Source organism: Mycobacterium sp. D16R24, from assembly GCF_002013385.1.
Taxonomy (GTDB): domain Bacteria; phylum Actinomycetota; class Actinomycetes; order Mycobacteriales; family Mycobacteriaceae; genus Mycobacterium.
Genome location: NZ_MAEV01000036.1, coordinates 16,293 through 30,521 on the forward strand (window position 1 = coordinate 16,293; position 14,229 = coordinate 30,521).

Sequence of the window (14,229 nt, forward strand, 5' to 3'; positions counted from 1 at the left end):
CCGTGGCGAAGATCGGTGACATCAGGCACTGGAATCCAGACACTTTGCAGCAGGTATTTGACACCGCGACCGCACGCGCCAAAAGCCTTACCCACCTTGGCGAAGGTATCGAGCAAGTCGCCAACGACCTAAATACTTGGGGTGGCGCAACCGCCGACGCCTGGCGCGAAAGCATGGGCAAGGTCCGCGTTGATCTCGGCGATCACACCGATCAGGCCGAAAAGGTCGCTGCCGCAGTCAAACCAGCCATCGATGACGTACGGGACGTTAAGAACAAGCTGGGATTTCTAGAGCAAGACGCCAATTCGTTCGGCGCCCAGATCACCGACGACGGCAAGGTCGTAGCCGCCCGACAAGTCAAGGACACCGAGAAGCACCTCCAAGACGACCAAATCGCGCGCCTGCAAAAGCAAGTCACTGCATTGGAACAACGCGCCACCACCGTCGAGCAGGAAATCGCCGCAGCACTTCGCGCTGCCGTCGCAGGTTCACCAGCGGCACCACAGACAAGCCCTATGCGCGATGTAGGAAGCCAGGAACGACCGGGCGTGACTGACATCAACGACCCCGGCGTCAAGTGGGACCCAAGTATCGATCCTGCGAAATGGAAAGAGTCCAACCAGAACCCGCAACTCGCAGATAACCCACCAGGCAAGACGCTCCCGGCTGGCGCTGAACGAGACGCGGCATGGAAGGAGTATCTGGCCAACTATCCGAAGGACAGCACGCGGGGCGTCCTACCCAACCCAGATGCCGTTCAGGACAAGGGGTTAAAGAATCTCGGTTTTGCGGCCAGTCAGCTCGGAACCTCTTACGCATGGAACGGCGGCAACGCCAAAGGGCCAGGTAAGGGTGATTACGAGTACGATCAAAATACTGGGAAACCAATCCTGAATAACTCAAGCCGGGCATTCACTTATGACGACCCGAACCGTATTGGCTTCGACTGCAGCGGCTTAACTGAATACTCCGCCGCACAGGTTAATGGCGGTCAGAGCATCGGAACCTATACGGGAAATCAGCTCACCAACCAATCGCTCATTCCTGTCCAGGGAACCCCGCAGCCCGGCGATATGGTGTACTACGGATCAGGCGAGGCGCACCATGTGGCGATCTATGTAGCGCCAGGGGTAGTAGTGGAAGCACCGCAATCGGGAGAGCCGGTGCGCCTATTCATGAAACCAACCGATCAGGCCGGTGCGGGCGAACTCGTCCGTGTACGCAGGCTCCCTTAGCTAATCAGCCTGGTTTATCTTTGAAACTATGGCGTTTCCAACATCGATTGCACCGACATTGGAAGTGGAAGGCACTAAGTACACCTGAGCCAGGGTATTGCGCGCTTTCCGAAGGACTGTCACTTCCTTGCCTACTGCTTGCTGCTCTGAGTTAACGACAACCGACTCACTGTCAGCGGAGGCGACAGTCGCGCCAGCCTGGTCACGCATACCCTTGGCAACCTTGTCGAATACTTCCTGCGCCGAATTGTTGTCACGATAGAACGCAACGGTCTGAGTGACGAGGTAGAACCCTTCGACGTCCTCATTGATTCGCTTGCCATCCGGGTCTGTGTGAGGAGTGTCTGCGCTAACTCTAACAAATTGTGTCAGCGCCGGACTGCTCCAAACCTCGTTGGGCGCAGGCATCTTGCGCGACGAAGACCGCTGCTCCCGTACGGGGAGCTTCGTCTTTTCCTGCACTTCCGCAAGCGTCAACGGCAGCGAATCAATAGCTACTGGCGAGGAAGGGTCAGCACTCGATGTCGCAGTTGTCGTAGCGCTCTGCCCGCACCCAGCAAGAAGCGCTGTGCATGCCAGTAGCGCCAGCAGACGTCTATTCACCCCATAACCATACGGTGCCTGCGCGATATGTTCGGAGTTTGCGGTCCGAATGATCCCCGCATGCCCCCGGCTTCTGCCTTCTTCCAAGCAGCACTTAGCCGCCAGGCGGATGGCAGTACCTGACGGCTGAGTGGTACAGCGCGTCGGTAGGGCCGGTTACCGAGCGCTGCGGCTGGTGTGGTCTATCGGGATACGCCGATACGGTCTTCTCCGGGCGGGGTTTTTCCGTGATAGCGGCCACCCTCTCGCGGTGAGGCGTCGTCTAGCCCTGGTGGCGTGATTCCTGGCCCCCAGCTGAATTCGCTTGCCTGTGTTTCTAGTTCGTCCATGTCCAGCGGACGGTGAATGTCAGTCACGTTGAGCTCCTATCCTCTACTTGGGGATGTTGGGGATGTCGTACTCGCCAGATCCCTTGAGCTGCGTGATGCAGGCCTGGCCGCGTCGACGTGCACCAACACCGAACGCCCGTGTGAAGAACGAATCGATAAGCGGATAGTCGACTGTGGTGCCGGGAATGGTACGAAAGCCCCGGTATTGGGCCTGCACATGCTCGCGGAAGCCGATGGCATTGTCGGGGCTGTTCGGCCCATAGGTGGCGACCACCGTGAAGTAATCCTCAGGGATGAACTGACTTTCGACTATCCAGACGGGTCCGTAGGAGCCGTTGACTTTCAGGCCGTTGTAGGACTCGGGCGCCACTTGGCCGACGATGTTCTCCGGCTGTAGGTAGGCAGGTGCTCCGGCGCTCGGAATGTAGTCATGCTTGGCGAAGATTCCCGTGGCATTCTCAACACCGGCTTTGAAGCTAGCAACGCTCTCTGCTTGGGTCGGGTTCATCAAGGCGAGAAGCCGTGAATTAGGTTCTGTGCCATAGCCGTGCTCGGTCACGTTGCGGATCGCGGTTTCCAGGTCGCCGGAGTCGATGGTGTCGCTACCGGATACCAGGTAGTGATTGTGCCCCGAGGAGAATTCCTTGCCCAAGTACGCAGAAGGAATCATGCTGTCGTCGCCGTTGAACATGCCGTAGACCGGGTGTGACCATTCGTTTTCACCCTGAGTCGGATCGAGCAGACGCTGCAAGATGGTGCCAGTGGTGAGTCGATTATCGGCTTCTAGGGCGTAGTTGAGGATCGCGCGGACTTGCTCGGCGGTGCTGTCGCGGACGAAGAAGCGTGTCCAACGTGATGCCTTGTCGTAATCGGTGAAGGTGTAGCCCATCAGAGCGTAATCAGCTGGTGGTCTCATGGATTCGGGCTGGCCGAACTCGGAGGCCTGCTCGAAGCTGTCCTGGCTTCGGCTCTGCGGGATTGCGTCAGCGGTGTTGGTGGTGCTGAACGTCAGAAGGCTAGTGAGAGCGGATCGCTCGGCGTTCCATTTCGCTGCGACGGCTGCCGCCTCCTGCCAGATGACATTGAGGTCTACCCCGTCTGCAGTCACATTGATCAAGGCCTCTCCGGAGGTCGAATAGCCGCCTGAGCCACCGAAAGGCATAGGTGAATGCCGAAACGTTTCTAGGGCAAGGGAGATGGGTCGCGGGGTTGTGTAGATGGTCATGTCGGGCCTCCGGGTACGTCGCCGATAGGACCGTCTGCCCGAAAGCGGAAAGGGACTGAAAGGATTTATCCACCTTCCGCTTTCGCGACGGCGGCCTTGCTGGCTGCGCTAGCCCACCATGGGCCGACCAGATGCCTCAGGAACTTACGCGGTATACCCGATGCCCGTACCCGCAATCATACCCGCCCCGCGACCGAGAGTATCCAAATACGTTGCAGCCCTGAATTTTAAGGACGCATGCCCGCGCGGGTCGGCTATCATCGAGTTATGCGGGCAAGTACGCCACGAAAGTTGTTCAGCACAGCCATGTTCGGCTATTCAGTAGAGAAAGTTCAAGAAATGTCAGTACGTTCACTTAACGCTCCACCTGACTTGGGCATCTACAGCGACAAACCAACCATCAAGGGCATCGATGGCGCTCTGGAGTTCCTAGGCGCCCAAGGGTGCGAAGTGGGCAACAACGCCCTGCGGGAGGCTGTCTACTACAAGAAGACGCTGCCACGCTTTAAGTTCGGCATCAGCATCCACTTCTCAGAACGCGACCTAATGCAGTGGGTGTATGCCCAACGAGGCCTATCGCGGCGTGGCTCATGAACCACCCACAGGACGACAACTCCGATCCAACGCACACAGTCGCAGAGGACCGGGATGACAACGCTTTTGACGACCCAGCACACAATTTCGAGGAGTAGCAAATGTATGACCGCGAGTACTGGCAGGGCATCAATCAGATGTACGCCGCTGCTGGGTTGCCGGTGGTGATGCCCGAGGATCAGGAGGCTATCAACGTCATGGCTGCCCAGATGGATCAGGTTCTTGCCGATAACCAGCTTGGCGGTGAGCTCGACGGGAACCCATTGGCGCAGGCGACAGCAAGTGAAATCGTGTGTAGTGTGCTGCGGCCCCGCGATATTGATCCGAACTGGGAGCCGGACGCACCCTATGTGGATACCCGCTGGTGCCCCGAAGGCCAGCAGGCAGTAGTTCGCGTACTGGTGGTCTCACGCCGTACCGGGGAAGCGGTGTGGGTACCGCTAACAGAACCCGGCCAGTGGCAGCAGGTCGCCGAAACATATGCCCCCGATCAGCTGTGCAGCGCGCACAATCATCCCGACTGCAACTACTTCACACCCACCGTATCCCCCAGCCCCGAAAAGCCCGTGCTGCCGTACTTGATCCCGCGCAGCGAGAACGCGGTGATCATCTACGTGTGCCCCACCTGCCGAGAGCGGATGAACAACCCCGACTTCCTCGCCCAGGACTACCTAGGGCGCGGCGCCTTGCCCTGGTATGACACTCCCCAGCCCGTCGTAGAGGAGGGCGACGACTTCCTTCTGGGCTGAATCGACACTGCGCTATCCATTAGCGCCCCAGGGTCTATCGGGCCCGTAGAAAAATCTACGCCCTCTTTCCGATCCGTTGGATGCTCCAACGCTCTTTTCGGTTGTTGGGGCGCCGTGGCGACTGAACATGTTGCGGCACAGGTGTGTTGACGAGCGCTAGATTGATTTGCATGCACTCACCAAGGGGTGCGACACACGTCAATGTCAGTCGAGTCACCGGAGCATTCATATGTCCACCACCATCACGCCCGAATGGGTGAGCGCAGAAAAAGCCGTCGACCATATCCGCCGCAAAGGCATCGACGCCTTCACCGTCGAGTCGTTGCGGTACTACGCATACCGCACCGAGCTATTGCCCAAACCCACCGTCGTGGGGCGACACGCTTACTGGCGCACCGCAGACCTGGATCAGCTAGTGGCCCAACTATGACCGTCTCCCTTCCCGACGTATCGGGCCTGAGTCCGTTTCTGGCCGCGCTGGAATATGCAGCCCACGGGATCGCGGTAGCACCGTTCGATCCGAGTAAGGGTAAAGGCAAGTCGTGTTTCAACCTCTGTGGCTGGCGGGACGTGACGACCGACGAGCGGCAGTTGATGCGCTGGCGCGAACAGTTCGGATCGTTCCAGGCCCTGGCGACCAGTCCCGGTCAGTTCGGTGCGGTGGTGCTCGATGTGGACCGGCCAAACCTGTGCCCCAAGCATTTACGGCCAATCTTGGCAGCAACGCCGTATGTCAACACCCGTCCCGACGAAAGCCCGAACCGGGGGCACTACTGGTTCGCACTACCTCGCGGGATGCAGATGGGCAATCCAACCTTGCCGTTCGGAGAGGTGCGCTCGTCCGGAGGCGGAATCGTGCTACCTCCCAATGGTGATCGACTCACGGTGCGTACAGGCACGCCGCCCGTGCTTCCTGATGAGCTGATCGACTACCTAGAGCAGTACAGGGCTCAGGCAGGTGCCGGGGAGATGCGAGGCAACAGCAGTATGCAGCAGTTCTGCACTCGACATCGGGAAGCAAGCAGGCCGCACAAGCTGGCAGCACTGCTCAAACTGCACGGCAGATCCTTGGATCGGGGCCGCAGTGAGCACGACGCGATGCGGGACGCTTTGCGTATCGGTTTGGGAGAGGCTCGGCTTGGCTATATGCCGGCAAAGACAGTGATCGACGCACTACGCGAGCGTTGGCCTTCTGGACGAAGTGCCCGAGAGTTTGCGTCGCTGGCGCAGTGGGCTGTTGATGTGACCGAGGACGCTAATGCCGAAGTGTTGCAGATGGTTTCGGATCGCTGTCCCGGAACCGATACCCGCCAATATTCGATATAGAAAACAGCGCCACCCGCCCGATCCCAGCAAGATTGAAACGGGTGACGCCGCAAGGAGATACACGTGATTATGCCCGACCCGAATGCCAGTGTCGACCCCGAAGGTGCGGATGCGCCGATTGATGGTGCAGCGCTGCTTGACGATATCGACGCGTTCCTGGCGCAGTACGTGGTCCATCCCAATGTGCATATGCGGCACGCACACACGCTGTGGATCGCGCACACGCATTTGATGGAGTTGTGGGACAGCACGCCACGTATCTACTTCAAGTCCCCGGACCCTGGCAGTGGCAAGACCAGAGCCTTGGAGGTCAGCGAGCACCTCGTGTTGCGTGGGTTTATCGCCCTGAACATGAGCGCAGCGGCTCTCATTCGCAAACTCGGCGATAAGACCGAGAACCGCCCAACCTTGCTTGTCGATGAAGTAGACACCATCTTCGGACCCAAGGCCGCCGAGCACGAAGACATTCGTGGTGTCATCAATGCCGGGCACCGCCGAAGTGGAACCTCGTCACGATGCGTCACCAAGGGCTCCAACATCGAGGTAGTTGACTTCCCTGCCTATGGTGCAGTCGGGCTTGCAGGCCTTGGCGATCTTCCAGACACCATCATGAGCCGCTCCGTGGTGGTATCGATGAAACGCCGCGCTCCCGGCGAGACCGTCAAGCCCTGGCGCATTAGGGAAGACGAACCCAAAGCCAAAGCCTTGGGTGCTCGACTGGCGCAGTGGGCCGCACAGGTCAAGCAACGACTGTGGGACGGCACCCACTACACCGTGGCCTGGCCGCCCATGCCGGACAGTATTGCTGACCGCACCGCCGACTGTTGGGAGGCGCTGTTCACTTGCGCCGCGCTTGCGGATGGACACTGGCCCCAGAGCTGCGAAAATGCGGCACTTGCGGCACTTGCGGATTCCCGGGAAATGGGAGACGCGCCCAGCACGGGCGTGCAACTGCTGGCGGACCTGCACCGAATCTTCTTCTCTAGAACCAGAGAATTTTCTATAAGGAACAACAACAAACAAGCTCTGAGCACAGCACAGATACTCACGGCCTTAGCAGCCCTTGATGAATCCCCCTGGAGAAACTACCGCCGAGACGGCACCCCTCTTAATTCCCGGGATCTAGCACAACTTCTCAAGCCATACGGGATCAAGAGTGAAAACATTTGGTGGAGTAAGGAATCCAACAGCAAAGGCTACTATCTCCACAATTTCCAGGATGCATGGTCACGGTACGTCACTGTCTCCGAAGACGACCCGGACAAAGAACAACCCGCTGCCGCTAGAAACGGACACAAGGTACACACCGCGGATCTTCTCTCGACAAAGGCGGTGGAGTTTTGAGCTCCATGAAAACCTGTCGCCACCCGAGGCACCCCGGCCCGTCCTCCAGAAGTACGCAAGATCCGCAAGTGCCGCAATGTCCCAGGTCAGGGCATGCGCACAACTGGCGGCACCACGGACAGACCCCGCAAGCCCACCCGCAAGGGCCACCTCCACACGAACCCGATACAGGACAGAAGGATTGACGGTGATTTAGCTGATGAGTAACGACGACAACATCATTGATGTGGAGATAGAGAATCTGCCCGCAGTTGCCGAGCAGGACACCTATCAACACACGGAGCAATCAGCATCCATATCCCGGTGGAGCGAACAATGGTGGGAGCTGCAAAGTCCAGCAACACAGGCACATAGGTGCGTGGGACACAAGAAGACTGGCCAGCGGTGCAAGAACCTGGCTATCTCAGGGGCAACAGTATGCCGTCGTCATGGAGGGGCCGCTCCACAGGTAAGGGCTGCTGCCAGAGCCAGATTGGAAAATGCTGCCGATCTGATGGCACGCAAGCTTCTGGGTATGGCATTGAGCGCGGACAGTGACAGTGTCAAGCTGGCAGCCATCCGAGACGCCCTAGACCGTGCTGGCCTCAAGCCTCCGGCCGAAGTAGTGCTTACACCCGGTAAGCCTAAGACGTACGAGACCGTGTTTGACTCAATCGGAACATTCACCCGAGAAGAATCCCGAATGGCCAGAGGCTATCCAGACGAATTGGACATAGGCGAGAGCCGGGGAGAGCTCACACCGGACATGGACAGCACAACCCCATCGACTCCCCCAGCACCCGCCTACCACCCGGACACCCCTTGCGCCGAGAACGGCTTTCCATCCGAAGACCACATGCCGCCGCCACCGTCTAGGCCGCGCGAATTCGACCGCCACGCGCACTCTGGGCCACCGGCACGGCACATCACAGGTGAGGCTGCGATGCGCATCGCCAACCAGGCCAATCAGAGGACAGGCGCACTACCAGCCCAGCGGGCCATCGAGAGTCCACACAAGCGCTACCCCAGACCCCAATGAATACCGCACAGTTGTCCCGAGATAGCCAGTCCTCAGCCATATTTCGAGGTAGATCGGTCGGCTATAAGTATTCGGTGAGGCCGATGACGCTCGTCACTCGCCACAACCGACACCAGGAAATGAAGATGACAACAGCAACCCCAGACACCAGAAGGACCAGAGCAATTGGGTACCTACGGGTCTCAACACTCCGCCAAGCTGAGAACGGCTATGGGCTAGCAGCACAACGCGATCAAGTCGACCAGTTCTGCACTCAGCACAACCTTGATCTAGTCGGGCTGCACGTGGACGTGATGAGCAGTCGCAAAACCGACAAGCTGTACGGACGCATAGCCGCTGTGACCGCCATCCAGGCCGGTATCGCGAATATCTTGCTAGTCAATACTTTAGATAGGTCCAGTCGCAGTATGGCCGATGGCGCCAAGCTGGTTGCCGACGCGAAGATTGAAGGCTGGCGCATCGTCGGACTAGACGGAACCGACAGCGACACCGTGTCCCAACTGGTCGCGCACGCCAGGCTCCTTGTTGCCGAGGAAGAACGCGAGCTCATCTCCAAACGCACAAAGCAGGGTCTTATCAAGGCTCGACAAGCAGGCAAGCAACTCGGCAAGCCTTCCACCATCGACCGTTCCACCATCACCTGCATTGTCCAATTGCGTAGTGGCGGTTTAGGAACCAAGGCCATCGCCAAGGCTCTAGATCAGGCTGGTATCGCCGCTCCCCGAAGTGACTCATGGAGTTACAGCACCGTACGCGCAGTGCTGGAACGCGAAGGGGTGGCCTGATGGCATCGGTACGCCCACGCGGAAACCGCTTCCAGGCCTTCTGGAAAGAACCCATCCGTGACGAATTCGGCGTACCCACCGGAAAGTACCGGCAGCGGGGCGAAGCCTATGACACTGAAGAAGAGGCCGACGCACGCAAAGCAGAAGTCGAGCAAGCCCTAGCTGAAATGCGCATTGACCCCGGCCAAGCTCGCGATCTAGCAAGTAAACCTCTGGGACAGTACGCAACTGAATACTTCGAGGGCCTTGTCGGCACCATCGACCAGGAAACCATCGACAAGTACCGCTGCAACTACCTGCTATACGTAGCACCGGCCCTCGGCCCACGCCCGGTGATGAGCATCCGGGTGGCCGATGTCAAGAAGCTACGCAGCACCCTTGCCTCCACGATCTCCACGCGCACCAAACGGAACTTGAGCGCCGGAACCATCAAGCACGCCATCGGAGTACTGCGCAAAATCCTCGACACCGCAGTGGAAAACGAGGCCATCGCCACCAACCCGGCAGCAGTCAAACTGCCCAACCTGCGCAGACAGCGCGACTTTGAAGATGGCAAGCGTTACACCCGCCTGACCGTGGAACAAGTAGCCACCGTGGCAGATTGGATCGCCACCGAGCAGAAGCACACCGTCACCACCCGCAACGGCAGAACGTGGGTACAAGTCAAACCTGCTAACGACATCTACGCACTGGCGGTGTTGTTCAGTGTCGCCACCGGAATTCGCGCCTCCGAACTACAGGGCCTAGAAATCCAAGACCGGGGTTGCTGTCGGTTGGGTTGACTCCCGATGTCTGAGGATCTTGGGTTCTCAGGTGGAAGGATTTAAGTCATGCCGAAGCCGTATCCGAAGGAGTTCCGGGACGATGTTGTCCGGGTCGCGCGCCAGGGTGATGCGCCATTGACGCAGATCGCCGCGGATTTCGGGGTCAGCGAGGCCACGGTGCATAACTGGCTCAGACGGGCCGATATCGAGGACGGGGTCCGTTCTGGTGTCACGATGGCGGAGTCGGCTGAACTGCGGGAACTACGTCGCCGCAACCGGCTGTTAGAGCAGGAAAACGAGGTGTTGCGGCGGGCAGCGGCGTATCTGTCCCAGGCAAACCTCAAGTTGGGGTCTGCCTCCCCAAAATAGTGTTCCCGCTGGTCCATGAGCTGGCTGCGGCCGGTGCCCTGATCAGGGTGCCGGTTGCAGTGACCTGCCGGGTGTTGGGCTTTTCTAAACAGGCCTACTACCAGTGGCGCAAGAGCCCTGTATCCCGACGTGATTGGGAGGAAGCGCATTTGGTCAACGCGGCCCGCCAGGTGCATGCCGACGATCCAGAATTCGGGTATCGGTTCATTGCCGACGAGCTGGCCGACCAAGGCTTCACCGCCTCCGAGCGCAGGATCTGGCGGGTGTGCTCGCAACATGGCATTTTCAGCGTGTTCGGCAAGAGACCGGGCCGCACGCCCAAGGCAGGACCGCCGGTGCATGACGACCTTGTGCAGCGCACCTTACATCATATTCACCAAATACCTTGTGGCTCACCGATATTACCGAACATTCCACGATGGAAGGGAAACTTTACCTGTGCGCAGTCAAGGACGTTTTCTCCAACCGGATCGTGGGCTACTCTATCGATTCCCGAATGAAGTCACGTCTTGCGGTCAACGCGTTGCGTATGGCCATCACACGACGTAATCCCGTTGCCACAGTGGTCCATTCGGACAGAGGCGGCCAATTTCGATCCCGCAGATACGTTCAGACACTAGCCCGCCACGGGCTGGCTGGTTCCATGGGCAGAGTCGGCGCCTGCGGCGATAACGCCGCCATGGAATCCTTCTTCTCCCTGCTACAACGCAATGTCCTGGACACCCGCCGCTGGAGCAGCCGTGAACAACTCCGGATCGCGATCGTGACCTGGATCGAACGCACCTACCACCGTCGCCGACGACAACGCTCCCTGAGTCGACTGACACCGATCGAATACGAGGCCATAATGGCACCAGCCGCCATCCCGGCGGCCTAAACCCGAAGAGTCAATCAGACCTTCAGCAGCCCCACCTACAGCTCTCCGAACACCCCGGCACCAGCGGCCTAGTGTCCGTACGACGCAAGAAGCGCGCACCACTGTTCAAGCCCGAAGCCCTCAAGACCGAAAACGCCTACCGCGATGTGCCGCTAGACCCGTGGCTAGCCGACGACCTACGCACCTACCTATCCGAAGTGCATCCCCATGCAGGAAACCCCCACGCTCCCCTGTTCCCCGGACGGCTATCCCGCAAGGCCGGTAAGGCACTAGGACGCAAAGTGTCCGATAGCGCCGACATGTTCGACTGGACCCGCCCCATCGACGAACAGAACGTCTATAAACGGTTCTGGCTGCCAGCCCTAGAAGCACTCGGGTATCCACACTCTCGCTGGCACGATATACGCCACAGCGCAGCAGTTTCCACATTGGCCAACGAACATGTCCGCGACGTAAGTCGCTGGCTCGGACACGCCAAAATCAGCACCACCATGGACATCTACGCCGCTGTGCTCAAGAGCGAAACTGGCGGCAAGACGAACCCCTCTACACGCCCCCGACCATTGCCTACCAACAACGTTGTGCTTCTAGAGAGACAGGCGAACTAGCCCTCCGCACCCGGTGCGTCATTAAAGAACCCTGACAGGGTCAAGTAGCCCAACACATTGCCGACGGATTCCAGAAAATAGTTGCCGACGTCTGGATCTAACTCTGCCTGCTCATGGGCTACTCGATTTCGAATGCTACTCATCTGCATCAAAGAACCCGCAATATGATCATCGAGCTGCCCGTTGCGGTTAAATATCTCGATAATTCGCAGAAAGCTGAGGGTGGACCGTTCCTCCGGGTGCAGCTGCCTGAACCGCCCTCGTATGGCTCGTTCCAAGTCTGCAAAAGGCAGCAGAACTGCAGCTCGCGGGTCCAGTAGTGCGAGCTGCTGATACTTGCTTAGGCGTTCGTCTGCCGTCTCAGGTGGCAAAGGAATGTCTTCAAAAGGTTTCTCCTGAAGAGCCTTTGGCGCTTCGGATCTCAGTTCCTCTTCCGCAGCGGCCGTTGTCGCGGCGATGACTCGCATCTCCTTTTCGAGTTCGATATCCACGCCGCCAGCTCTCACGCGCTTGATATCACCAACCCGCTTCACAACTGCTTCTGCAGCCAATCTAATCTGCTTACGCAGCAGGATAATCGTCCCACTCGCAACGACGGGCCAAGCCCACGCGTTCGACATTTGAGTAATGAATTCAAACCACGACATTGTCAGCCCTACCCGTCACCCTGGCGTCGATCATCACCCATGATCTCGCGGAGCATTCGCTCAAATTGATCTTCATGATGCTGGGCCAGCCGCTCCCGATACTCACGCTCAGACTGTCCTGACGTCGTATAAACCCAAACTCCACGCCGTTCCGTCGTGTAACCCTTCAGAGTTCCTGCGATGTCATACAGGGCGTCTTGGACCGTCTTGCTTTTGGTCGTTTCAATCCATGTTGTGTTCCGAAACATGTTGGTATCTAAGGAAATTGGATTGGAGTAACTTGGCTTATCGGGAAGCATCTTGTCGTCAAAATCGACCCTTCCAATATACTTGGCTTGAAGTGGGCCTAGGTATTCCTCTCGCCTGACAGCAGAATCCCACACCGTCCGCCACTCCTGTCCCGGAGCGAGCACCGCAATCGACTCTGGAACGTAGAGGCTTTCAACGTCGCCGGTGTCGTCGTCGGAGTGGTGCGCTACCTGTAACGGCGGCAACGTCAAGCGAATGTTGTACGCCGTGGTTTGCCCGAAATTTCTGATAACCAAGTCGAAGTAGCGGCGAACTTCATGCCTATCGACAAAGACGACAACGTCAGGTTGCGCAACTCGCTCTCGCGTCTCGCGCGCCTCCCTGACCTGGCCACGCGCGTACACGAGTGCACCCCCTGCAATCGCCACCGTCATCCACTGCGCAATCGCAGCCCAGACATCCGCACTCATATACTCCCCGATTCAGTCGAGGTGCGACGCACACACACTAATCGCGCTGGACCCGGCCGTGCAGGTAAACCGGCGTCACCACTCCCCGGCGTCTTCCTACGCCAGATTGAGAACCCAGCAACACCGCCCTGTCACCATGCCGTCACCCGTGCCCGCAAAGTTGCTGGAGTCACGCGCCACCTGCGGGTTTGATCGATACTCGGCTGCACGAAGTTGCTGACCATTCTGCGCCCTAGCAGCACAAGGGTTCTACAGACGAGAACGATCCGAAACCGATCCAATCGGGACGATACGAAGGCACATCAGCAAACAACGATAGGTTCTTCTAATCCCTAGGTCGCAGGTTCGATTCCTGCCGGGGGCGCAGTAGACCGATTGACGGCTGATGCCGTACTCCCGCGCCAGGGCTGCTACGGGTTCGCGTGCTTGCAGGCGTGCGCGTAGTTCGTCGGCCTGGTCGTCGGACAGGGAGGCTTTGCGGCCCTTGTACTTACCGGCAGCCTTGGCTAGGGCGATGCCCTCGCGCTGGCGTTCCAGAATCATCGACCGCTCAAATTCGGCAACCGCACCGAGCATCGAGAGAGTGAATGTCCGCTGGTCATGCCCGATTGGATCTTGGTACCTCACACACCAAAGAAGACGCCGTGAACATTGTTTGCCGCTGGCTCTCACGCAATCTTGACTTGTGGCTTATGCTGGGCTGATTGTTGGGTCGCAATGCATTCTATGGTTGCGGATGTCGGGAAGGTGAACCGTCGGTGAGTTCCGTGAACCGTGATGTGACCGAGGCGACAAGCGTACTGACATGCCGGGATCTGACTCACACTAGCGAACCGCAGAAGGAACCCGTCGCCGAGCCGATGTCTGCCGGTGACGGCGTTCGCCGGGTCGCTGCTGTGGTTGCCGGAGCGGTGTTGGTGGTGGCGGCGATCGCAGGCCTGCACAGCTTGTATCGGGCCGGTGGCGATGCCGCGGCCTGGGGTATCTGGATCGTGCTGCTACTGGCGGCAATGACCGCCCTGGCAGGTGGCGTCAAG

General features: G+C 58.7%; 14 protein-coding genes and 2 pseudogenes. 11 read left to right on the forward strand and 5 right to left on the reverse strand.

Annotated elements, in window-relative coordinates; translation table 11 throughout:
• Positions 1 to 2: 2 nt before the first annotated feature.
• Positions 3 to 1,235: an NlpC/P60 family protein gene (locus B4383_RS24100; protein WP_078294204.1), complete on the forward strand. Its 1,233-nt coding sequence runs from the start codon at positions 3 to 5 to the stop codon at positions 1,233 to 1,235.
• On the opposite strand, the gene B4383_RS24105 is transcribed toward B4383_RS24100, so the two are convergent.
• Both B4383_RS24105 and B4383_RS24110 read right to left on the reverse strand, forming a co-directional pair.
• Positions 1,236 to 1,838, reverse strand: coding sequence for a sensor domain-containing protein (locus tag B4383_RS24105; RefSeq protein WP_139361027.1), 603 nt, complete (start codon positions 1,836 to 1,838; stop codon positions 1,236 to 1,238).
• Between the two features lie 372 nt (positions 1,839 to 2,210).
• Positions 2,211 to 3,392: a hypothetical protein gene (locus B4383_RS24110; protein ID WP_078294200.1), complete on the reverse strand. Its 1,182-nt coding sequence runs from the start codon at positions 3,390 to 3,392 to the stop codon at positions 2,211 to 2,213.
• Between the two features lie 267 nt (positions 3,393 to 3,659).
• Between B4383_RS24110 and B4383_RS24115 the strand changes: the two genes are divergently transcribed.
• The 9 genes and pseudogenes from B4383_RS24115 to B4383_RS24160 all read left to right on the forward strand — a co-directional run bounded on the left by B4383_RS24115 (position 3,660) and on the right by B4383_RS24160 (position 11,826).
• Positions 3,660 to 3,986 carry a hypothetical protein gene (locus B4383_RS24115; protein ID WP_139363119.1) on the forward strand — a complete coding sequence of 109 codons (327 nt, stop codon included), beginning with the start codon at positions 3,660 to 3,662 and terminating at the stop codon, positions 3,984 to 3,986.
• A 101-nt stretch (positions 3,987 to 4,087) separates the two neighbouring features.
• On the forward strand, positions 4,088 to 4,735 hold the full coding sequence (locus B4383_RS24120) for a hypothetical protein (protein WP_078294195.1): 648 nt from the start codon (positions 4,088 to 4,090) through the stop codon (positions 4,733 to 4,735).
• Positions 4,736 to 4,964: 229 nt separating this feature from the next.
• A complete protein-coding gene (locus B4383_RS24125) occupies positions 4,965 to 5,165 on the forward strand; it encodes a hypothetical protein (RefSeq protein WP_078294193.1) in 201 nt (66 codons plus the stop codon).
• A complete protein-coding gene (locus tag B4383_RS24130) occupies positions 5,162 to 6,061 on the forward strand; it encodes a bifunctional DNA primase/polymerase (RefSeq protein ID WP_078294191.1) in 900 nt (299 codons plus the stop codon). Before B4383_RS24125 ends, B4383_RS24130 begins: the two co-directional genes overlap by 4 nt.
• Positions 6,062 to 6,130: 69 nt before the next feature.
• Positions 6,131 to 7,405 carry a DUF3631 domain-containing protein gene (locus B4383_RS24135; RefSeq protein ID WP_078294189.1) on the forward strand — a complete coding sequence of 425 codons (1,275 nt, stop codon included), beginning with the start codon at positions 6,131 to 6,133 and terminating at the stop codon, positions 7,403 to 7,405.
• A gap of 1,143 nt (positions 7,406 to 8,548) precedes the next feature.
• Positions 8,549 to 9,208: a recombinase family protein gene (locus B4383_RS24145; RefSeq protein ID WP_078294234.1), complete on the forward strand. Its 660-nt coding sequence runs from the start codon at positions 8,549 to 8,551 to the stop codon at positions 9,206 to 9,208.
• Entirely contained in the window at positions 9,208 to 9,990 is a 783-nt protein-coding gene (locus B4383_RS24150) for a hypothetical protein (RefSeq protein WP_078294184.1), read from the forward strand. Before B4383_RS24145 ends, B4383_RS24150 begins: the two co-directional genes overlap by 1 nt.
• A 48-nt stretch (positions 9,991 to 10,038) precedes the next feature.
• Positions 10,039 to 11,218: pseudogene (locus B4383_RS24155) on the forward strand (IS3 family transposase).
• A gap of 71 nt (positions 11,219 to 11,289) precedes the next feature.
• Positions 11,290 to 11,826, forward strand: coding sequence for a tyrosine-type recombinase/integrase (locus B4383_RS24160; protein ID WP_286144135.1), 537 nt, complete (start codon positions 11,290 to 11,292; stop codon positions 11,824 to 11,826).
• Here B4383_RS24160 and B4383_RS24165 read toward each other — a convergent pair.
• The 3 genes and pseudogenes from B4383_RS24165 to B4383_RS27310 all read right to left on the reverse strand — a co-directional run.
• Positions 11,823 to 12,377 (reverse strand): hypothetical protein, encoded by a 555-nt coding sequence (locus B4383_RS24165; protein WP_139361029.1) that lies wholly within the window; start codon positions 12,375 to 12,377, stop codon positions 11,823 to 11,825. The two genes, B4383_RS24160 and B4383_RS24165, sit on opposite strands and share 4 nt — an antisense overlap.
• Before the next feature lie 104 nt (positions 12,378 to 12,481).
• The gene (locus tag B4383_RS27305) at positions 12,482 to 13,192 is read right to left on the reverse strand and encodes a hypothetical protein (RefSeq protein WP_286144134.1); all 711 of its coding nucleotides are present in this window, start codon (positions 13,190 to 13,192) and stop codon (positions 12,482 to 12,484) included.
• A gap of 366 nt (positions 13,193 to 13,558) precedes the next feature.
• Positions 13,559 to 13,819, reverse strand: a pseudogene (locus tag B4383_RS27310) (recombinase family protein); the annotation flags it as partial.
• Positions 13,820 to 13,950: 131 nt separating this feature from the next.
• Here B4383_RS27310 and B4383_RS24180 point away from each other — a divergent pair.
• The coding region (locus B4383_RS24180) for a hypothetical protein (protein WP_139361030.1) at positions 13,951 to 14,229 on the forward strand (279 nt) is incomplete at its 3' end.